Origin of the sequence: Planococcus faecalis (assembly GCF_002009235.1) — a bacterium.
Taxonomy (GTDB): Bacteria; Bacillota; Bacilli; order Bacillales_A; family Planococcaceae; genus Planococcus; species Planococcus kocurii.
The window spans coordinates 3,411,949-3,433,799 of record NZ_CP019401.1; the positions used below are offsets into that span (position 1 = coordinate 3,411,949).

Sequence of the window (21,851 nt, forward strand, 5' to 3'; positions counted from 1 at the left end):
TGCAAATAGCACAAAAAGGCAGGAGCTCCCGCCTTTTTGTTGTTGTCATTTAATTGCTGTTAATGATGTCGATGATTTCTTTAGCAGATTTCGCTGCTACGAGTCGATCGACATTGTCTTGGTCCGCACAAACGACTGCGATTCCTGAAAGGATTTCTAAATGTGTGCCATCTTTTCCAGCAATCCCAAAAATCATTTTTGCACGCTCTCCATCAAAGTCTACTCCATTTGGGACTTGAACAACAGTAAAGCCAGACTTGATGACTGCTTTTTTCGCCTCTTCTGTGCCATGAGGAATGGCAACGTTATTGCCCATGTATGTCGTTGTGATTTCCTCACGCTTGAGCATATCCCCCACATAAGATTCTTCCACATAACCCGCTTTTACTAATGCCTGTCCAGCAAATCGAATAGCTTCTTCTTTTGTGCGGAATCTTTGTCCGATAAAGACATTTTCTTCAAGCAACAGCTGATCCTCTTCAGCGCTGCCAGCGACAACCGCTCGATTTTCTTTCACCACTTCTTGCTCTTCACTCGTCGCATCGTTTTGTAAACGCTCGATCAGCTTGTCGTATTCCGGACTCGATAGAAAATTGTCAACTGAAATATGATAAGCAGCTGGCACCTTATTTTCAGCACGCGGTGTCAATTTTTCCTGCGTAATGACGATTTGTGAGTCACTTGGAATTGTGCTGATGGCCGTATTTGTGACGACTATACCTAATCCTGCCTCTTTTACTTTCTTACGTAATAAAGAAGCACCCATAGCACTTGATCCCATCCCGGCATCACAAGCAAAGACAATTTTTTGGACATTTCCAGGAAATACACTGCTAGTAGCTGTAGCTGTTGGAATTATTTCCTGGGAAATAGAACTCTTCTTCCCTTTCATCTGTTCCATTTTCTTTGTTGCTTCTTCGATTCCTTCATCTGTTTGTTTGCTTGATTTTAAAACGATTGCTGAAATAACAAAAGATACGGCCGTTGCAACAAATACCGCAGTAAAGTTGGCTAAGTATGCCAATCCTTCAGGTGGTGTGACCGCTGCAATGGCTAAAATACTTCCTGGTGATGCAGGCGCAACCAATCCGCCACCCATTAACACAAGAGTAAAGACGCCACTCATCCCCCCAAAAATTACGGCCAACAACAACATTGGCTTCATTAGTACATAGGGGAAATAAATTTCGTGAATTCCCCCGAAGAAATGAATGATCGCTGCTCCAGGTGCCGATTGTTTCGCAATTCCTTTTCCAAAGAACATAAAGCCCAGTAGAACACCGAGTCCTGGACCTGGATTCGCTTCAAGTAGAAACAAAATTGATTTTCCTGCTTGTTGAACTTGTTCCAAGCCGATCGGTGTCAAAACACCATGGTTAATTGCGTTATTTAAGAACAAAATTTTCGCAGGTTCAATCAAAATACTCGTCAATGGTAACAATCCAGCTTCTAACAACCAGTCTACACCTGAAACGAGAACGCTCGTAAAGGCACTTACAGCAGGACCGATACCGAGAAACGCAAAAATTGCCAGTGCCCCACCCAGAATTCCTGCAGAGAAGTTGTTGACCAACATTTCAAAGCCAGTCCGAATTTTCCCATCAATCAACTGATCAAATTTCTTGATCACATATGCACCGAGAGGACCCATAATCATAGCACCTAAAAACATAGGTGTATCAGGAGCCCCAATAATGACACCCATGGTCGCAATTGTTCCGACTACTGCACCTCGCTGGTCATAAATCAAGCGCCCACCTGTATAGCCGATAAGAAGCGGCAGCATATAGTGAACCATTGGTCCAACTAATTTCCCAAGCTCTTCGTTAGGAAAGAACCCTGTTGGAATAAACAAAGCTGTGATTAATCCCCACGCAATAAATGCACCAATATTCGGTAAAACCATAGAGCTCAAAAAGTTCCCAAACTTTTGTATCCCGACCTTTGTTTTCGAATCGTTCATGTGATCCTCCCTTTCTCAAAATAGTTAGTTATGTTGTTTCTTTATCATAGTTCATAATTGGAAGCGTATTCAATAACAAGCAAAGTCAACTTTGTCGTTCCCTTCACGACAAGGCTACTGTTTCTGTAGGTAGCAAAAAAAGCTGTCGAGAACTCAACAGCTTTACATTCATTAGAACTAATTTTTAATTGTCTGTCACCCCTAAATAATTAGGAGGAACGTAATCCATTTGTGAGCTTTTTAGCAAGTTAGCATTAAAGTTCTCTTTCAAAAACTTCGTCATTTCATTTCGATTTAAAGGTTTGGCATACAAATACCCTTGTACTTCATTACACCCGATAGCGGTTAAGTAATCTTGTTGCTCTACCGTTTCCACTCGCTCCGCAAGCGAAACTAACTTTAAGTTTTTGGCCATGACAATGATGGTATTGATGATGGTTCTTGCTTTTTCATCGGTTGCAATGTCTTGAACAAGAGAACCATCAATCTTCAAGCGATCGATTGAAAAGTTTTTTAAGTGATTTAACGAACTATAGCCTGTCCCAAAGTCATCCATGCTAATTGAAATGCCGAGATTTCTTATCTTATCAAAAATATCCTTGGCATATTCTACATCTCTAATAGCCATACTTTCCGTTATTTCTAAGTCGAGCATGTTAAGAGCATAGCCCGTGTTTTTAACGATCTCTTCAATATTCTTGATAAAGTTCTGGTGGAAAAATTGTTTAATGGAGACGTTTACACTCAAGTGCAGTTTCTCGTGTCCTGCTTCTTGCCAAATTTTAACCTGTTTACTAGACTCTGCTAACACCCACTGCCCCAATTCAATAATCAACTGGTTGTTTTCCGCTGTTGCAATAAAATCTTCTGGACTGATCAATCCTTCCTCTGGATGATTCCATCTCAATAAAGCTTCTACGCCAAATACTTTTCCAGTCGCGAAATTTATCTGAGGTTGATAATATATCTCGAATTGCTTTTCTTTTACTGCTTTTCTCATATCTGCTTCTAACAACAATTGTTTAGGGTTCATTTCTTTCAGGTGATTTTGATAAAACTCATACATGTTTTTACCCTTTTCCTTAGCACTATACATCGCCGCATCCGCAAATTTCATCAGATCTTCTCCAAAGCAACTATCCTGAGGATATAAAGCTATTCCGATACTTCCTGTTATGTAAAATTCCTGATTTTCGAGAAGAAACGGCGTTTGTATTTGACTTAAAACATCTTCTATCTGTTTTTCGAAATTTTCATGTGATGAAATATCCGAAAACAGAAAAGTAAACTCATCCCCGCCTAACCTTGAAATGACTAGGTCTTGTTTGTTCATAGCGGTAAATCGATTTGCTAATACCTGAAGCAAATGATCTCCTGCTTGATGACCCAATATATCGTTCACCAACTTAAAACGATCCAAATCCAAGAAACACACAGCCATCTGTGCGTCGGGGCTAGAAGCAGCAATTCTACGACTTAACTCTTCTTCAAAAAACCTTCTATTTGGTAAGAGAGTGAGTGGATCATGGTAAGCCATATGATGAATTTTTTCTCTCGCCTCAACAATTTCCGAAATGTCTTTTGCAAAAATAGTGATATGTGTTAACTCTTCTTCTAAAAAATTAGGCACTAACGTGATTTGTACATTGACCTCCGTTTTCATATGAGTGAGTAACTTCGTTTCGAACATTTGTGATTCCCCGTTAAAGGCTATTACCGATAAACTTAGAAACTCATCTTTTCGTTGAGCATGAATCAATTCACTAAACGAAGACAATTCTTTTAACTCCTTTAGTTGAAAACCTAACATTTCTTGAGTCGCCTTATTAATTTTAGTTATTTTCCCGCTCGCATCTAGCGTAAAAATCGCAATCGCTTGGTTTTCAAACAGTGTCTCGTATTGATGCTTATTTTTATTTATCAGCTCTTTTTGTTTTTCACTATAAAAGTCTGAAACAAAACCTGGGAACAGTTCTAAGAATACTAAGCCAAACACGTTGATCGTTAACGGCAATAGCGTGTCATTTAGGTAAAGCCAATTAGAAATCGGAATGTCACGATTATTAAACAGATCTATATTAGAAAATAGCGTAATGCTGGAAAAAAATGTAAATCGAATGCTCGCGAATGCGATGCCAACTGCAATACTTCCGTAAATGATCCAGCTAATATTTACTTTCTCAATTTTTCTCAACTGCCGTATAAATCGAAAAGTGGCAATTGTGTTACCTAACAGCAAAATGTTCGCACTAACAAATAATAAAATATTCATTTTTAGATTCTTCTCGACCATTTCCGTTCGAATATCAATAAAGTTAACTAAACTAATGCAACAAGCAAAAATGATGGCGCCCAACAATAATTTTTGAAAGGAAATTTCTTTAGAACATATCGCAAGTACTGCCGTATAAACCGCAAAAGAACTGAAAAGAAAAACAAAGATACCCGTTAGTAAACTACTCAGTGAACCAATGTCTAAAAAGGAAGAGTCGAGATAAGTAAAATAAATGATGGCTCCAACGATAATTGAGAGAATGCGTACTTTGTTTTTGTTCTCTCTTGTGAAATCTACTTTTCTTATGACTGTAATACCAATAAAGGCCGCTATACTGGCAATTGTAATTGATAACATGTAATCACTAAGTGAATAGTAATCCACTACAAACCCCTCTTTTCTGACCAATTACACAGATGACAAATAATTAATACAACATACGTAACGAAAAGTTTATTTAGCAACATTTACGAACTTCGATTTACAGTTCATACACATCACTCTTTTAGATTCCAATTCACATGTATCTAACGAACTAAATTACACCCATAATACAGGTATATCTGCTGATTATCAATAGCTGTACTCTGATAATTCAGTTAGCTGAATGTATCATTACTTTTTTAATGTTAGCAAGTACCTCTCATTAATGCGGTAGTCGAAATTTAGATAGCCTTATTTAATTTTTTTATTTTGTATAACGGATTGTCAGCAAAAAAATAATAGTACTCGCTTCTTGTCTAGCAACATCGTTTAAGTAGCCAATACTCCGTTATTTTTCACCATGACAAAAAGGCAGATCAAAATGATCTGCCTTTTTGTCATGGTGAAAAGAAAAAAACGAGAATTTTACTAGCCTTTTTTTCCGCTCTTGTTCAGTAATTCAATGGAACGATTTTTATGCTCTGTGAATAACTTATTGTCGGCATCTAATGCGATAGCTAAATCCATCGCTTGGATTGCCTCACTGTGACTCGCTATCGCTCGTAAACTATTTGCTTTATGAAATAGGTAGTCAGGGCGTGCTGGTGACTTTTCTAACAGCCGGTTCATCACACAGACTGCTTCTTGATGTCTGCCAAGTTCGCGCAAGTAATTAGATTTGTGATACAAGAAAAAAGAAGCTGCAGGATTTTTTGTGATGGCCTTGTCAAATACATTCAATGCTTCTTCTGGCTGCTCCAATAAGCGATAGCAATTTGCGATGTAGAAATAAAATTGGCTGTCTTCATCATCTAATTCTATAGCTTTTCTATAAGCTGTTATCGCAGAACTGTATGCTTTTGTTTCCTGCAGCATTAATCCTTTCCAAAAATACCGTTCACCGTTATTTTTGTCGGTTGAAAAAGCTTTTTCAACCATCTCTAACCCTTCGTCATAGTTTTCTTTTTTATAAAAAGATGACAAATTGACTTCTACAGAACTACCTTCTATCGAGTTTCCTTCAAAAAGTTCTATTATAGTCGTTTGCTTTAGTTGATAAGCATGGTCATAAGCGTTTAACCCTTGGCGATCTTTAACTTGAAAATCGGCACCTGCTTCTAGTAGTAATCGAACGACGAGCGTATACAAATGACCTCCATCGCCTAAAATAACGGCTTCATGGAGAGCCGTCCAGCCGAGTTTGTTTACATGATTAACTGGAACACCTGCTTCTAAACAGTATTGAACCGTTTTGGCATAGCCTTTTTCGCTAGATGGTAGCAATGCTGTACCACCAAATCGATTTACACCGGTAACATCTGCACCAAATCGCGTCATCAACTTCAATGTAGCTGAAAAACCATTGGCTCCTGCTGCAATGAATGGACTTAATCCCGTAGAATCTTTATGATTCGGATTACTTCCTTCTTTTAATAGAAATTCAGTTATTGCAAAGTGATTGGATAAGACAGACCGCATCAATGCGGTCTGTCCAAATTCATCTTTGTATTGAATACTAACTTTTTTCTCTAGCAACATTCTGACTTGTTCTACATCTCCCGAGGCACTTGCTGACAAGAGGCGTTTATCGCTAAAATCTATCGTCATCTACTTATCCACTTTTCTCTTAAAGTTCTCCGTATACTAACTTACCACGGAATACGACAGCTTTTCTTTCTGGCGTACGAGCCACCGCTTCAGCAGAGCATGAGGCTTCTACAAAAACAAAATCTGCATCATCGCCAACAATTGGCCACAATACGTCCCCTTTATCGGATAACGGGGTAATTCCATTTGTTATAAACTTCAATGAATTGGCCAAGCCACGTTCGTCACTTTTCCGGAATACTTCACTATACAGCGAAGCTTTTTCTAGCAAGTCTCCTGAGCCATATGGTGACCAGGAATCATAAAATCCGTCACAGCCAAAATGAACGTTTACGCCTTGTTGATCTAATAGGGCAACAGGTGGCATTGTTTTTGTAATCGGCACAGTCGACATAACAGCCATCCCGACTTCTGCCAATTCTTTTGCTATTTTCTCTTGCTGAGCAATTGGCGATTCACCCAAGTTAAACGCATGACTGACGGCGACACGATTTTGCCATTGTGCTTGTTTTGTTAATTCGATTAGCTTCTCGGTCGTATAATACCCGACTTGTCCGCTGTCATGCAAGTGAATATCGATATCAGCATCGAATTCAGTTGCGATATTCATCATCGCATCAAGTGACTTTTCAATGTTTCTATCGATACCAGCTGGGTCTAATCCACCAACCATTGTCGCACCCGAACGCATTGCTTTTTTCATCAATCCAGGAACCTCTCCATTTAATAGACCGTGTTGGGGGAACGCCACAATATCGTAACTGAGCTGATTGGAATGAGCTTCTAATACCGAGCGTATGCCTTCTAGATTTTTAAGCCCGATGTACGGATCAATATTTACGTGAGTTCGGATATGAGTCGCGCCTTTTGATTGAAGTAACTGAATCATTGCTGTGGCACGTTGCTCGGTCGTTTCGGAAAGCTCTTCTAGTTCAATAGCTTCCAAACTCAATCGCTGTTTTAAACTAGAAACCGGCTGGCACGCTTTCCAGTCGAGCGAAAGATAGGTTTTATCTAAATGATTGTGCATTTCTTTAAAAGAAGGCAGACCGAGTAGCCCTTTGGCATCCATCGTTTTTACACCTGTTTCAATGGTTTCAGTGGCTGGCTTTTTTTCTGTAATTTTACCCTCTTCAATCTTTAAATGATAAAGAGCAGTGTTTGTTTCTAGTGAGTTGTTGGTGCATGTACTCAATCCTTTTTCTAAAAGAACATTTTTTATCCATAATGCTGTACTCATCAAATTTCCTCCTTCTACCGGTTCACTGCATTTGCGGCAGTTTATTTTTGATTTCTTGACCTTTGAAAAAGACAGCTTTTATGTCAGCTCTTCTGGCAATTGCCTCTGCTGTACAACTTGCATTCACTAAGATCATTGATGCAGTATCACCAATTTGTGGCCATGCTCTTTCTCCTTGTTCGTTAAGAGGCGTTATTCCACCTGTAGCGTATTTCAAAAGACGATTTAACGAATATTCATCAATGTATTTAAAGCGTTCTGCGAGAGTTGCTAATTTCCGAATCGTATTTCCTGTGCCGAATGGTGACCAATGATCCGTAATGCTATCATGACCAAGCGAAACTTCGATACCCGCCTGATCTATTTTTGCAACTGGAATGGTTGGACGATTAATAGGAATCGTCGTCGTTACATCAATCCGGCTTTCGCGCAAGTCAGCAAGTGTTGAGGTAAGGACATCTCCCTCTAAATCACCTAATGCTATGCCGTGACTTATCGTTACACGTCCCTGCATATTTGCTTGTTTCGTATAGTCCGCCAGTCGACTAAAGGTGAAAGCTCCGAGTGTATCCGGGTCGTGCAGGTGCAAGTCAATGCCTGCATTATGCTCGGCAGCTATATCGAACACCGTTGATAAAGAGCGTTCGATGTGGCGATCCACTGTTGCTGGGTCTACGCCACCCACTAAAGTGGCTCCGTTTTTCATCGCTTCTCTCACTAATTCTACGGAATCGCTTCTAAGCAAGCCGTGCTGAGGAAATGCGACAACATCGTAGGTGATGGCATCTTTGTAGTTTTCAAGTGCTCGCATCGTTGCTTCAAGGTTTTTCAATCCGATAACCGGATCGACGTTGCAATGCGTGCGAATATGCGTATGACCATTGCGAATCAGCATGTCAATCATGTTTTCTGCTCGTTGTTGTGCAGTTGGTAACAGTTTAGGTAATAGCTCTTTCTCTTCTTCTAATCGCGTGAAAATGCCTTTCGTTATAGGTGTGCACGCTTTCCACGGTCCGCTGTAAAACGTTTTGTCGATATGAATATGCATTTCGCGCAAAGAAGGCAGAAGAAGTTGATGTTCAGCATCGTATTTTTCTACCAAATTGTTCGGCAATTCCTTAGAAATAGACTTGATTTTGCCTTCTTCAATTTCTAAATGGACGATTTCTGTTTCAGTTCCAGTAATGCGATTGCCATCTCTTTTAAAGCCCTTTTCTAATCGTACGTTCATTAACCAGTAATTTTTCATGTTCGTACCTCCATTGAAAAACAGAAAGAGCACTAGGCATAGTGCTTTTCCTGTTTATTTTTTTAATATTATTCAGCAATTTTTACTTTGTCGATCATTAAATAGTTTGCAGCATTCAACCAGTAGCCGCTGACGTTTTCATTGTGTACAGCCATATGTTCATAATTGCGAATAGGTACGTATACGGCATCGTCAAGTTCCATTTGTGCCAGTTCTTCATAAATTTCCAATCGCTTGCTGTCGTCTGTTTCTTCACGTGCTGCTTCAATCAATTTGTCTACTTCTGGATTGCTGTAGTAGAAAGAGTTACCAGCAGGTCCTTGTGACGCCGTATGGAACAGGTTGTACTGATTGTAATCGCCATCACCTGTCGCATTACCCCAACCACTAATATACATCTGTTGCTCTCCAGCGTTTGTCATTTCAATAAACGTTCCGTATTCCACTACTTGAATTTCTACTTCGATGCCAATTCCTTTTAATTGAGACTGAATAACTTCTGCCATATTGATCCGTTCTTTTCTGTCGCTTGTCAGCAATGAAATTTTCAAGTTCTCTGCTCCAGCTTCTTTCAGTAATTTCTTCGCTTCGTTTAAATCGTATTCTGCAGGTTGGGTATTTTCACTATGACCAAAAACTTTCGGGCTCATCGCTGAGTTTGCCAAAGTTCCTACATTGTTATAAACACCTGAAATAATCGATTCGCGTTCGATGGCATGACTGATTGCTTTACGGACACGTACATCATTCAACGGCGCTTTCTGTGTATTAAATCCAAGAAATTCCACTGCAAGACCTTCTGTACGTGTAAGACCCATCGTACTAGAAGCTTCGATTCGTTCGATTTCAGTGACTGGAACTTGATCATTAATATGTGCTTCTCCTGTTTCAATCATCGCCAGCCTCGTTGCATCTTCTGGTACAACTTTAAAGACAACACGATCAATGCTTGCTTTTTCACCCCAGTATTCTTCGTTTCTAGTTAGTGAAATTTCTTGACCGCTCTTCCACTCTTCAAAGACAAATGGCCCAGTTCCGACTGGCTTATCTCTCAAGGATTCCGGATCTTCCGCTAATGCTTTCGGACTTAGGATACTACCTTCTTGGCTAGCTAAGATAGATAGCAAGGGTGCATACGGGTAGTCCAAAAGAAATTGCACAGTAGTTGGATCCACTACTTTCACTTCTTTAATCATTGAAAATTTCTCGCGTTGTGGCGAACCTGTTTCTGGGTCTAACAGACGGTCGAATGTAGCTTTAACCGCTTCTGCATCAAAGGTAGCTCCGTCGTGGAACGTAATTCCTTCATTCAATTTGAATTCCCATGTCGTATCATCAATCACTGTCCATTCTTTAGCAAGTGATGGCTGAAGTACGAAATCTTCATCTGGCTTTACTAAGTTTTCATATACTTTTTGGTAGTTGATGTTTGCGGATGGGATATCCGTGATGAAATGCGGATCTAAGTTAGTAGCATCTGAAAGTCGAACGATATTTAAAGTTCCTCCTGTTGAGTTCCCATCGGCTGATGCTGCTTTTTCCGTTGATTGTGAAGAACTGGTCGAACATGCTGCCAGTAGCAATAGAACAAACACTAACATAGAGCCTAGTACAACGTGCTTAAAATTGTTTCTCTTCATAAAGTCTCCCTCTTTCTCCTTTTGATTTTGTTGCCTTTACCGATGAGCAATAACTGTTTACCTCAAGCTCATTCTTAATGATAAGAGAATAGTCCGAAGATTTTTTACATTTTATCTACAAATAATTTAACTATTTCGACTACTAGTAACAATTCCATTTACTTTCAGCGAAATTCTGATAATTTGAAATAAATCGCCTGCTACTTTTCGGTAAGAAGCAGAAGCTTTCTTTTAAAAATAATCAGTTTCGGAGGGATAGTATGAAAATTGAAATGGACAAAGAAAAACCGTTACTAGTTACACAAACAATCGATCACCCGAGGCAATCCGTATTTGGCAGTTTCTTTTCTGTCTTTATGGAAAACAAAGCTGCAGTCGTAGGAGGCCTCATTATTCTCTTCTATATCTTTATTGCCATTTTTGCACCTGTTTTAGCTCCTTACCATCCACACGAAATCAATTTGGACAACAAGCTGATTCCCCCCTCAATGGAGCATTGGATGGGGACAGACGATAAAGGAAGAGATATTCTAAGCCGGATTCTTTACGGATCTAGGTTGTCGATGGGAGTAGGTTTTGCTGCTGTTGCCTTTGGCGGATTTTTTGGTATCACGCTCGGATTAATCGCTGGTTATTACGGAAAATGGTTGGATACGATCATTATGCGTTGTATGGACGTCCTCTTGGCTTTCCCAGGAATTCTACTAGCACTTGCAATCGTCAGCGCATTAGGGCCAAGCCTAGTTAACGTAACCATTGCAGTTGGCGCTTTTTCCGTTCCACTGTTCGCACGCATTGTAAGAGGTTCTACATTAGAAGTAAAACAATTGGAATACATTGATGCGATTCGTTCACTTGGAGCAAGAGACGGCACGATTATTTTCAAGCACATTCTTCCTAACATCTTGTCACCGATTATTGTTCAAGGAACATTACGCGTAGCAACAGCGATTTTATCAGCTGCTGGTTTATCTTTCTTAGGATTAGGCGCTCAGCCACCTTCTTCAGAATGGGGAACGATGCTCAGTAGCGGACGAGATTTTCTTTTCACCGCTCCATACATCGCCATCTTCCCAGGTCTTGCTATCGCATTTCTGGTTCTTGGCTTTAACATCTTCGGCGATGGTTTACGTGATGCATTCGATCCACGTATGAAAAAATAATACTACTCACATAGAGGAGGTCCTTTCCATGCTCATGTTCATTTTAAGACGTCTATTCCAAACAATTCCCGTCATCTTCGGAGTGACGATCGTGGTATTCATCATCATGCAGCTCGTTCCCGGTGACCCAGCCGTCCTGTTAGCTGGTGAAGGTGCCACACAAGAAACAATCCAAGCGCTTCGAACGCAACTTGGTCTCAACCAACCCTTATACGCTCAGTACATTGACTATGTCACCAATATATTCCGTGGTGATCTTGGAACTTCTTTAAAAAACAATCAGCCAGTACTTGATGAAATCATGTTGCGACTACCGATTACACTAGAATTAGCTATCTTTAGTACAATCATCACGATTGTTCTTGGAATGGCTGCTGGCATCATCTCAGCAGTAAAACCTTACTCCATTATCGATACGGTCGTAATGGTTATCGCCCTTTTAGGAATTTCTTTACCGAGCTTTTGGTTTGGTTTGATGCTGATGTACGGATTTTCCGTAAAGCTTCAACTATTCCCGGTTGCCGGTTGGGATAGTCTAGCGCACATTGTCTTGCCTGCTTTCACACTTGGTGCAGGTGGTGCAGCTATCGTTGCGCGAATGACTCGCTCAAGTATGCTTGAAGTGATCCGTCAAGATTATATTCGGACTGCTCGAGCAAAAGGCGTGAAAGAACGCGTCATTATTTACAAACACGCCTTACGCAATGCCTTGATCCCTGTTATTACAGTTATCGGTCTTCAGTTCGGAGCGCTACTGGGTGGAACGGTACTCGTTGAATCTATCTTTGCCATCAATGGCCTTGGACGAATGATTGTCGATTCAATCAGAATGCGCGACTTGCCAATGGTTCAAGGTGGCGTATTGGTTGCTTCCTTAGTTTTCGTAGCCGTCAATTTACTCGTAGATGTTTTGTATAGATTCTTCAATAAACGGATTGAACTAAACTAAAAGGCGGTGCATTCAAATGGAATCACGTGAAACTATTTTAGAAGTTAAAAATTTAAAAACTTATTTCCATACAAAGCGCGGCATTAGTAAAGCCGTTGATGGCATTGACTTTTCACTCAAAAAAGGAGAAACCTTGGGCATTGTAGGTGAGTCTGGTTGCGGCAAAAGCATTACGTCTCTATCGATTCTTCGGCTGATCCCAACACCACCAGGGAAAATTGAAGGCGGTCAAGTCTTGTTTAAAGGTAGAGACTTAGTCACGCTTTCTGACAGTGAAATGCGTAAAATTCGTGGCAATGAAATCTCAATGATTTTCCAAGAGCCAATGACTTCCTTGAATCCTGTTATTCCTGTCGGCGAGCAGATTGCAGAGGCTATTCGGCTCCACCAGAAAATGAACAAAAAAGAAGCCCGTGCGAAAGCCATTGATATGCTGAAATTAGTCGGTATACCTTCTCCGGAAAAAAGAGCTAAGCAAGAGCCTTTTCAATTAAGTGGTGGAATGCGACAGCGTGTCATGATCGCCATGGCACTTTCTTGTAATCCCGAAGTACTGATTGCAGATGAACCCACAACGGCTTTAGACGTAACGATTCAAGCACAAATTTTGGAGCTGATCAAAGATTTACAGGCAAAACTAGGCATGGGCGTTATCATGATTACTCATGACCTGGGTGTAGTCGCAGAGACATGCAATAAAGTCGCAGTCATGTATGCAGGGAATATCGTAGAATATGCACCTACGCAAAATCTTTTTGATGAACCTAAGCACCCTTACACACGAGGACTTTTAGCATCTCTCCCAAAAATTGATGAAGATAAAGAAGAACTGTATACAATTGAAGGCAGCGTACCAAGTTCTTACAACATGCCTGAAGGATGTCGCTTCGCATCCCGTTGTCCGTTTGCGGAAGCCATGTGCCACCAGAAACAACCTGAACTTCTTGAGCATTCCGATGGTTCGAAAGTTCGCTGCTGGATGTACTCAAACGAATGGACAGGTGAAAAACGACAAGAGGAGGTATTCAGCTAATGCAGACAGTTGAAGAGAAAAAAGTTTTATTGGAAGTTTCAAATCTAAAGCAATACTTCTCTGTAAAAAAAGACTCGATCTTTCAGCCAAAGGCATATGTTAAAGCAGTTGATGGTATTTCTTTTGTCGTAAACGAAGGCGAAACGCTGAGCATTGTAGGAGAATCTGGTTGTGGAAAATCGACGACGGGTCGTGCGATTTTAAGACTCGATGAACCGACAGACGGCAAAGTGCTTTATGCAGGAAAAAATATCGTAGATTTATCTAAACAAGAAATGCGTGAACTGCGCGGCGACTTGCAAGTCATTTTCCAAGATCCTTTTGCTTCGCTAAATCCGCGGCAAACGGTCAAACAAATTCTTCGAGAAGCGATGACTATTCAAAAATCCGTTACTAAGCCCCTGCAACACGATCGAATGATTGAGTTATTAACGCTAGTTGGCTTACCCGCAGAAGCGTTAGACCGGTATCCTCATGAATTTAGCGGCGGGCAGCGCCAACGAATCGGCATTGCGCGCGCGCTTGCAGTAGATCCGAAACTAATCATTTGCGACGAAGCTGTATCGGCACTTGATGTTTCCATTCAGGCTCAGATTTTAAATTTATTAAAAAAATTACAAAAGCAATTCAAGTTGACTTACCTCTTTATCTCCCATGATTTAAGTGTTGTACGCTACATTTCTGATCGCGTAATGGTTATGTATTTAGGAAAAATTGTGGAAATTTCAGATAAAAAAGATTTGTTTGACGTTCCATTGCACCCTTATACGAAAGCTCTGTTGTCTTCAATTCCTGTACCCAATCCATCTGTCAAAAATGAACGGATTTTACTGAAAGGGGATGTACCATCTCCTATTAATCCACCAACTGGCTGCCGCTTCCACACGCGCTGCCCATTTGCTACAGATCGGTGCAAAACAGAAGAACCGGCTTTACAAGAACTTCGCCCAAACCATTTTGTCAGCTGTCATTACGCAGAAGAACTATTGGGATGAAGAAGTTCTTTACCGTATGAACAAAATAATGTGATATAACTATTGAGCATTTCTGAATATTGGAGTAGGTTTAGGTAATAGCCCTCCAAAACAGAATGCTCTACTTTCATTCTTCCTCACATTCAGTTAAGCAAGGAGCAGTGCATGCGATGCTGACGATCGAAGCTTTTTCTTTTTATATTATGATGTGTGTACTGGCTCCGCTCATCGGTGCCTTCACATTATTATTTTTGTTTGTCTTTGAAAAACGGATTGATTTGATTGAAAAAGAAAAAAATGAAATTGTATTAGAGAGTGAATTACAAAAAGCTCTCTACAATCAGCTAAATCAAGAAATACAGCCTCATTTCTTTTTCAATACGATGAATTCTATTTTGAGTTTGGCTCGACTTGAACGAAAAGAAGAATTGATTTATTCAATCGAGACATTCTCCAAGCTTTTAAAGCATAAATACAAAACAAACACGACATTTATTACGATTGAAGACGAATTATCGTACGTCGTTTCTTATTTAGATATCCAAAAAATTCGCTTTCGAGAACGGCTTGATTATCAAATTGATAGTGAGCCAGTTGTTCAAAAAGCGATTACCTTACCCTTTTTAATTCAAACACTCGTTGAAAATGCCTTTAAGCATTCTTTCGAGAAAAAAGCCGGAAAAGCTGAACTTCACATAGTCATCTCAAAGCAAGAATCTATGCTTTGCATTCTTGTTGCTAACAGTCTGCCAAACGAAGAACAGCAAAGTTCAGCCGATGCTGGAACTGGACTTGCTAATATTTCCAAAAGATTGAATTTGTTGTTTCCAGATGATGAAACATCTGTTGATATAACACATTCAGAAGATTGGACAACTGTACAAGTACTATTTCCGCTCGTTTATCAATTAGATTTAAAGGAGTGAAGCTACTGATGAACATCCTGCTTGTCGATGACGAACCACTCGAACTAGAACAAATGGAGTATTTGATCAACAAAAATTTTCCGATGTGGGATATATACAAAGCTCAAGATGCTTCTCAAGCAATGAAAATAGTCAATCACTCCGATATTTTTTTAGCATTTTTGGATATTCAATTACCCGGCAAAACCGGACTTGAATTGGCCAAAGAAATGCAAGCTGTTTCCGATGCAGATATCGTCATGGTAACAGCTTATCAAAGCTTTGAATATGCTCATACCGCACTGCGACTAGGAGTTGTCGATTACATTACAAAGCCCGTAATCGAAGAAGATTTAGTAAAAGTATTAAATAATTACTCACGACTCACCCATTACTCGCATCAAATCCAACAATCAATCAAATTAATTCATCAAAATTACGAAGAAAAAATGACACTGCATTTTTTAGCAACCAAAATCCACATCAATCCTGCTTACTTAAGCCGGAAATTTCAAGAAGAAGTGGGCGTTGGTTTTTCTGAATACGTAAATAATTACCGCTTAATGATGGCTAAAAAAATGTTAACTGATCGACCAGAAGCCAGCATCGGAGAAGTTTCCGAAAAATGTGGATTTAATAGCCAGCATTACTTTAGCCAAATGTTCCGAAAAGAAACTGGATTATCACCTAGAGACTTTCGACTAAAGGAGACTGGGCATTGAAGAAAAAAGGGTTTGATTTTTATATTCAAGGAGCTGTTCAGCTGGGAATTGCCTTTGGAGTCGTTAGCATACTGGCTAGATGGATTACCGGAAACACCATTCTCTCTTCTCCTCAAACACTCATTCGATATGGTTTAATAGGTGGAATTGGCTATGCATTTATGGGTGGCCTTGCCTTGGTTCTCTTTGGCTTTGTTGCTCGGAAAATCAGCTACACTTTCACAGGCCAAATGACCATTGGTGATGTGCTCAAACAAAAGCTGAATCCGTTCGGCTACTGGTATATGATGATTCTGCTATTTGTGATGGGATTCTATGCACTGTTTATTCAAACCATGGGTGCCGGCTTGCTGCTATACATCCTTTTTCCTTTCCCTCTTTTCATCGGAATGACTGTTTTTTTGTTGCTGCTGTTTTTGATTGGCGGAATAGGTGGCCTCTACCGAATCCACCAATTGGCAGGAATAAGTGTCATCTTGATTTTTGGAACGATTATTCTCATTCCTGTCTACTTGTATATGCACGAAGGGGTTACGACGATTTTTGAAGGCATTCGCCTTTATCACCCCTACTTATTATTTACAAAGAATAACGAATCGTTATGGTTTATTTCAACCGGTTTACTGGTTTTTTTCGGACAGATGATAACGGATCGAGCTACATGGCAACGAGTATTTATCATAAAGAAAGAAAAAGTTAAAATGGCTTTTGTCCTTACTGGGATGATTTGGTTAACAATTCCCATTGCGATTACTTCACTTTTTTTGCTAGCCATTTCTGGGCGTTCTTTTGACAATCCTTATTCTCTTATTTTCGAACTGATTAGCATTTTAAATTCTACTGTTTTAATTTTTATTTTCGTCCTTTTTTGCTTTGCTGCTGTCATGTCTGCTGCAAGTTCAGAACTGCAATCATTGAATTCTCTGTTTATCCGCAATGTTGTGGCAGAATTTAAACCATTGTCGACCAAACAGCAATTCAAGTATAAAAATAGCTTCTCTATCGTACTGATTGGGGTCCTCTTTCTGGCCGCACTTTTCTTAACACCTTATCCTACTCAATTATTGTTTTTCTTTGGCAATATTTATAGCTCTATGATTTTTGCCATTCTCTATATCGTTTTCAACAAAGATAACGAAACACTTCCTCCGGTTCTTTCTTCCTTTGTTGGAATCGTCGGTGGGTTTATCTCTTCTCCGTTTACAACTTATTTTGAATCAGTATGGATCAGTTTTTTACTTTCGGGAATTCTTTGTGGCCTGTTCCTTATAAAAAAATCCATTCAACAACATTCCCCCGCGAGTTTAAATTCGGAGGAGCAACCTTATGATGCAAACTAACCAAGAGACTAGTCCACGCTCTTCAATTAACAGTGATTTACTTCCGACTGCTGTCGAAAGTCGCACGTGGAATTTTAGTAATTATTTTTCGGTTTGGATGGGTTCTGTTCATAACATCCCGTCTTACGTTACGATTGGTGGTTTTTTTGCATTAGGACTTTCTACTGGTCAGGTTTTTGTGGTAATTTGCTGTGCGGCTCTGCTTGTAGCGGGATTACTCGTTCTTAATGGTCATGCAGGAAATAAATATGGCGTTCCGTTTTCAATTCTTTTACGCGCTAGCTACGGCAGAAAAGGGGCTATTCTGCCAGGAGTTTTCAGAGGGATTATCGCAGGGATTATGTGGTTCGGCTTGCAAACCTATGCTGGCAGCATTGCAGTTTCCATTTTTATTGGCACATTTTTCCCAGAGTATTTGACACTCGGTGGCAATTTTCTTTTTTTCGGTTTGAGTTTATCTAGTCTGCTGTCTTTTTTGTTGTTTTGGCTTATTAATTTACTATTTGTTTTTGCTGATGTTACTACACTCGGTAGGCTGACCAAAAGTGTGACAGTTCTTGTCTTTATCGTTTTTGGTGGCATGTCCATCTGGTCGATCCAATTAGCTGGTGGCGTAGAGATGATTTTGACTTTCGAACCCTCTGCTGGTGGCAATGTGAATTTATTTCTATTGGTTTCTTGTGTTTCTGCTATCGTTGCTACGTGGGTTGCGCCGATTTTAAGTGTTTCCGATATTACGCGCTATTCAAGCTCTAAACGGGCACAGGCAGGTGGACAATTCATCGGTATTTTAGCCACTTATCTATTGTTTGCTTTCGCTAGTATCTCCATTATTATTGGTTCTGAAATTGCTTTTGGTGTCCCGGTCTGGAATGTGCTTGAAGTGGTCGATAAATTCGATAATGTCTTCGCTGTCATTCTTTCGCTGACGACATTAGCTCTTGCGACTTTGTCGGTGAACATTGTCGGAAATGTGATTCCCGCTGCCAATCAATTAACCGCGCTTTTTCCAACCAAATTAAATTTCAAAAAGAGCGCGCTTGTCGTAGCAACTTTAGGCATTCTATTATTGCCTTGGAAGCTGATGGAGAACCCGACGAGCATCTTCATGTTTCTTAATATGGTAGGAGCATTGTTAAGCCCTGTTATTGGGGTCATGCTGACGCACTATTACTTTATAGCGAAAAAAATGATCAATCTAGATGCGGTATATGGACTCCCAGGAAAGCAACCGCTCGCTTCTTTTCAAGTTCCCGCATTACTAGCAACTTTACTCACCGGTGGACTCAGTCTACTCGGTAGTAGAGTTGCTGCACTAGAAGTGCTTTATACGATTTCCTCACTTCTTGGAATTGTTGTCTCCGCTTGCTTATACATCACGTTCTATTCTATCCAAACAACTTTTAACCTTAAAAAAATTCAGTAAAAAAGAGAGAATGGCAGTCATTCTCTCTTTTTTCTTTTAATTTAATTGTCCCGCTACGAGTGATCCTTTATGAAAAACAGCTGTGCGTTGTGCTCGTCTCGCTACAGTCTCTGCAGCACATTTAGCACCCACTAAGACAAAGCTAGCCACGTCACCTTCTACGGGCCATACCTGCTCCCCGTTCGCTGTCAGAGGGGTAATGCCATCGGTTATGAAACGCAACGCCTGAGACAGCGATAACTCGTCTGTCCAACGATTGATTTCTACCAACCTTCCGAGTCTTTCTAAGACATCTCCGTTTCCTGTAGGCCACCATGAGTCATAAATATTATCGTTTCCAAGTGAAACAGTCACTCCAACTTCAGCTAGTAAACTAACTGGCGGGATGTTCCTTCCAATAGGTACACTCGAAATAATCGATACTCCTGCTTCTTTTAAAGACTCTGCTACTGCTCTTGCTTCTAGAGGAGTTACATCACCGAGTCCGAAGGCGTGGCTGATTGCTACTCTTCCTTGCCAGCCCGCTTCTATCGTTAAGGCAGCCAAGCGCTTCATAGTAAACGTCCCTAAATGACCTGGGTCATGCAGATGCAAATCAATCCCGACGTTTCCTTCAACTGCGATATCCATTAATTGAACGAGAGACGCTTCGATATTCAAATCAACTGTTGCCGGGTCGACTGATCCCACTAATCCCGCACCGTTACGCACAGCTTCTCTCATTAATCCAACTGTATTGCCATAAAGTAAGCCGTGCTGAGCAAAAGCGACAATTTCCGAATCGACTTTCTGCTCATAATCAGCCAATGCAGTCTGAACCCCACTTAAATTCTCCAGTCCAACTTCTGGATAAATATCGACATGCGTCCTAATGGATGTCGAACCGTGTGACAGTAAAATGTCTAGTAAATTTTTCGCTCTATCTACTGTGTTCGTTTCAATCGATGCAAGAATGTTTTTTTCTATAGTGCTTCTTTCAATGACAGAAGAAGCAGGTACACAGGCGCGCCATGGTTCTCCCATATAGGTTTTATCAAGGTGAACGTGTTTTTCTTTAAAAGCAGGTAACACGAGCAGTCCTTTACCATCCATCGTTTTCACGTCTTTTGGAAGTGCTTGTTCTGAGCCGATTATTTCAGCAATTTGGCCTTCTGCAATTTTCAAATGAAATAACTTTGTCTCAGTAGCCCTTACTTGCCCATTTTCTTTCACATACCCTGTTTCGAGTAAGACGTTCTTCAATATGTACATGTGGAGCCTCCTATATAAGTTGATATGAACTTTTATCTTTCCAACTAGATTGTTTACTACCCTATAAGAAAAAAGGGGTATCCTTTTGGATATCCCTCATTACTTATTACTTTATCGATACGTTATTGATTTCCAAATACCCAGATGGACTAATTTCAAAACCGCTAACATCTTTGGACATTGCTGCGACATTCTCGATTACGCGTATGGGAATGTACACTGCTTCTTCCATTTCAATTTCTTGTGCTTTTGCGTATAGTTCAATCCGTTTTTCAGAATCTGCTTCTTTTCGTGCTTCTTCAATCAATCCATCCACTTCAGAATTACTATAAAACGATGTATTGCCACTAGCCCCTATTGAGCTTGAATGCATCAAATTATACTGGTTATAATCTGCATCTCCTGTGGCATTTCTCCAGCTAATGATGAACATTTCCGTGTCGCCAGAATGAGTCGATTCAACAAAAGTTCCGTATTCCATCACTTCAATTGTTACTTTAATACCAATTCCCTTTAGTTGTGATTGAACTACTTCCGCTAAACTAATTCTTTCTTTATTGTCCATTGTCGACAACTTAATTTCGAGGCCATCAGCATAACCGGCTTCAGCCAGTAATCTTTTGGCTTCAGAAAGATTGTATTCATACGTTTCTAGTCCTTCGTGATAACCAAACACTTTAGGTCCTAATAATGAATTTGCTTCCCCACCGACATTATTGTAAACGCCTTTTCGGATTGCATCCATTTCGATCGCGTGTGAAACCGCTTTTCTTACTCTAACGTCATTAAAAGGTGCTTTTTCAACGTTAAACGTAATGTATTCCGTTCCAAATCCTTCACTTTGATAAACTTTGGAATTTTGAGAAGCATTGACCGCATCAAACTGGGCGATGGACAAAGGTTCAGCAATATGAGCTTCTCCTGTTTCAACCATTGCTGTACGCGTCGTTTCTTCTGGTACAACTTTAAATTCGACTCTTCCTACTTTGGCTAATGTGCCCCAATAGTCTTCGTTTCGATTTAAGATAATCACTTGTCCAGGTGTCCATGATTCAAAGACAAATGGTCCTGTGCCACTTGGTTCTTGAATATCTTCTCCGCCAAACTCTTCAATTGCCTTCGGGCTGATGATGCCACCTTCATGACTTGCTAAAATTGAAAGAAGCGGAGAGTATGGCTCCGACAATAAAAACTGAACCGTATAATCATCAATGATTTTTATTTCTTCTACCATCGACAATACTCCTGCTCGAGGAGAACCCACTTCTGGATCCAATAATCGATCGAATGTTGCTTTTACAGCTTCTGCTGTAAAGTCCGTTCCGTCATGGAATTTAACATCCTGACGAAGCTTGAATTCCCATGTTTTATCGTCAAGCTGATCCCAGCTTTCTGCCAACAATGGTTGCAGTTCTGCGTTTCGATCGCGGCCAACTAAGCCTTCATAAATTTTTCCATGAGTGACACTCGCTGCATTGATAGTTGACATAAATTGCTGATCCAAACTTTCAGCATCTGAAAGTCTTGCGATAATTAACGTATCTTCAGAACCGGCAGCTTTTACTTCGCCATTTTCTGTTGATGCGGCTTTTTCTCCGGTAGAGCAGCCTGCCAGAGCCATCACAAGTAATGCTGAAGCTATCCCGTTTCTTATCCATTGGACCTTGTTCAAATTATTTCCCCCTCGTGT

Annotated in this window: 16 protein-coding genes; 8 read left to right on the plus strand and 8 right to left on the minus strand. The window is 40.2% G+C overall.

The window, feature by feature from the left end; translation table 11 throughout:
* Nucleotides 1-49: 49 nt before the first annotated feature.
* From AJGP001_RS16925 to AJGP001_RS16950, 6 genes are all read right to left on the minus strand, one after another.
* Entirely contained in the window at nt 50-1,963 is a 1,914-nt protein-coding gene (locus AJGP001_RS16925) for a PTS mannitol transporter subunit IICBA (protein WP_078080796.1), read from the minus strand.
* 184 nt (nt 1,964-2,147) lie between these two features.
* Nucleotides 2,148-4,622 carry a sensor domain-containing protein gene (locus tag AJGP001_RS16930; protein WP_071152912.1) on the minus strand — a complete coding sequence of 825 codons (2,475 nt, stop codon included), beginning with the start codon at nt 4,620-4,622 and terminating at the stop codon, nt 2,148-2,150.
* A 468-nt stretch (nt 4,623-5,090) separates the two neighbouring features.
* Nucleotides 5,091-6,269 (minus strand): ankyrin repeat domain-containing protein, encoded by a 1,179-nt coding sequence (locus tag AJGP001_RS16935; protein ID WP_071152913.1) that lies wholly within the window; start codon nt 6,267-6,269, stop codon nt 5,091-5,093.
* Between the two features lie 19 nt (nt 6,270-6,288).
* Nucleotides 6,289-7,509, minus strand: a complete 1,221-nt coding sequence (locus AJGP001_RS16940) for an amidohydrolase (RefSeq protein ID WP_071152914.1) — start codon at nt 7,507-7,509, stop codon at nt 6,289-6,291.
* 22 nt (nt 7,510-7,531) lie between these two features.
* On the minus strand, nt 7,532-8,758 hold the full coding sequence (locus tag AJGP001_RS16945) for an amidohydrolase family protein (protein WP_071152915.1): 1,227 nt from the start codon (nt 8,756-8,758) through the stop codon (nt 7,532-7,534).
* A 68-nt stretch (nt 8,759-8,826) separates the two neighbouring features.
* The gene (locus AJGP001_RS16950) at nt 8,827-10,398 is read right to left on the minus strand and encodes a glutathione ABC transporter substrate-binding protein (RefSeq protein WP_071152916.1); all 1,572 of its coding nucleotides are present in this window, start codon (nt 10,396-10,398) and stop codon (nt 8,827-8,829) included.
* A gap of 260 nt (nt 10,399-10,658) precedes the next feature.
* Here AJGP001_RS16950 and AJGP001_RS16955 point away from each other — a divergent pair, with 260 nt between their 5' ends.
* The 8 genes from AJGP001_RS16955 to AJGP001_RS16990 all read left to right on the plus strand — a co-directional run bounded on the left by AJGP001_RS16955 (nt 10,659) and on the right by AJGP001_RS16990 (nt 18,910).
* Nucleotides 10,659-11,561, plus strand: coding sequence for an ABC transporter permease (locus AJGP001_RS16955; RefSeq protein ID WP_071152917.1), 903 nt, complete (start codon nt 10,659-10,661; stop codon nt 11,559-11,561).
* Between the two features lie 28 nt (nt 11,562-11,589).
* Nucleotides 11,590-12,510, plus strand: coding sequence for a nickel ABC transporter permease (gene nikB / locus AJGP001_RS16960; RefSeq protein WP_071152918.1), 921 nt, complete (start codon nt 11,590-11,592; stop codon nt 12,508-12,510).
* Nucleotides 12,511-12,526: 16 nt separating this feature from the next.
* Nucleotides 12,527-13,543, plus strand: a complete 1,017-nt coding sequence (locus AJGP001_RS16965) for an ABC transporter ATP-binding protein (RefSeq protein WP_071152919.1) — start codon at nt 12,527-12,529, stop codon at nt 13,541-13,543.
* The gene (locus AJGP001_RS16970; protein ID WP_058383918.1) at nt 13,543-14,538 is read left to right on the plus strand and encodes an ABC transporter ATP-binding protein; all 996 of its coding nucleotides are present in this window, start codon (nt 13,543-13,545) and stop codon (nt 14,536-14,538) included. The genes AJGP001_RS16965 and AJGP001_RS16970 overlap by 1 nt, the downstream gene beginning before the upstream one ends.
* Before the next feature lie 149 nt (nt 14,539-14,687).
* On the plus strand, nt 14,688-15,443 hold the full coding sequence (locus AJGP001_RS16975) for a sensor histidine kinase (RefSeq protein ID WP_058383917.1): 756 nt from the start codon (nt 14,688-14,690) through the stop codon (nt 15,441-15,443).
* 8 nt (nt 15,444-15,451) lie between these two features.
* Entirely contained in the window at nt 15,452-16,144 is a 693-nt protein-coding gene (locus AJGP001_RS16980; RefSeq protein ID WP_071152920.1) for a response regulator, read from the plus strand.
* Nucleotides 16,141-17,484 carry a sodium:solute symporter family transporter gene (locus tag AJGP001_RS16985; protein ID WP_058383915.1) on the plus strand — a complete coding sequence of 448 codons (1,344 nt, stop codon included), beginning with the start codon at nt 16,141-16,143 and terminating at the stop codon, nt 17,482-17,484. Before AJGP001_RS16980 ends, AJGP001_RS16985 begins: the two co-directional genes overlap by 4 nt.
* Nucleotides 17,471-18,910, plus strand: coding sequence for a cytosine permease (locus AJGP001_RS16990; RefSeq protein ID WP_078080797.1), 1,440 nt, complete (start codon nt 17,471-17,473; stop codon nt 18,908-18,910). The genes AJGP001_RS16985 and AJGP001_RS16990 overlap by 14 nt, the downstream gene beginning before the upstream one ends.
* A 36-nt stretch (nt 18,911-18,946) precedes the next feature.
* On the opposite strand, the gene AJGP001_RS16995 is transcribed toward AJGP001_RS16990, so the two are convergent.
* A complete protein-coding gene (locus AJGP001_RS16995; RefSeq protein ID WP_078080798.1) occupies nt 18,947-20,161 on the minus strand; it encodes an amidohydrolase in 1,215 nt (404 codons plus the stop codon).
* Nucleotides 20,162-20,267: 106 nt separating this feature from the next.
* Nucleotides 20,268-21,782 (minus strand): glutathione ABC transporter substrate-binding protein, encoded by a 1,515-nt coding sequence (locus tag AJGP001_RS17000; RefSeq protein WP_078080866.1) that lies wholly within the window; start codon nt 21,780-21,782, stop codon nt 20,268-20,270.
* Nucleotides 21,783-21,851 lie beyond the last annotated feature (69 nt).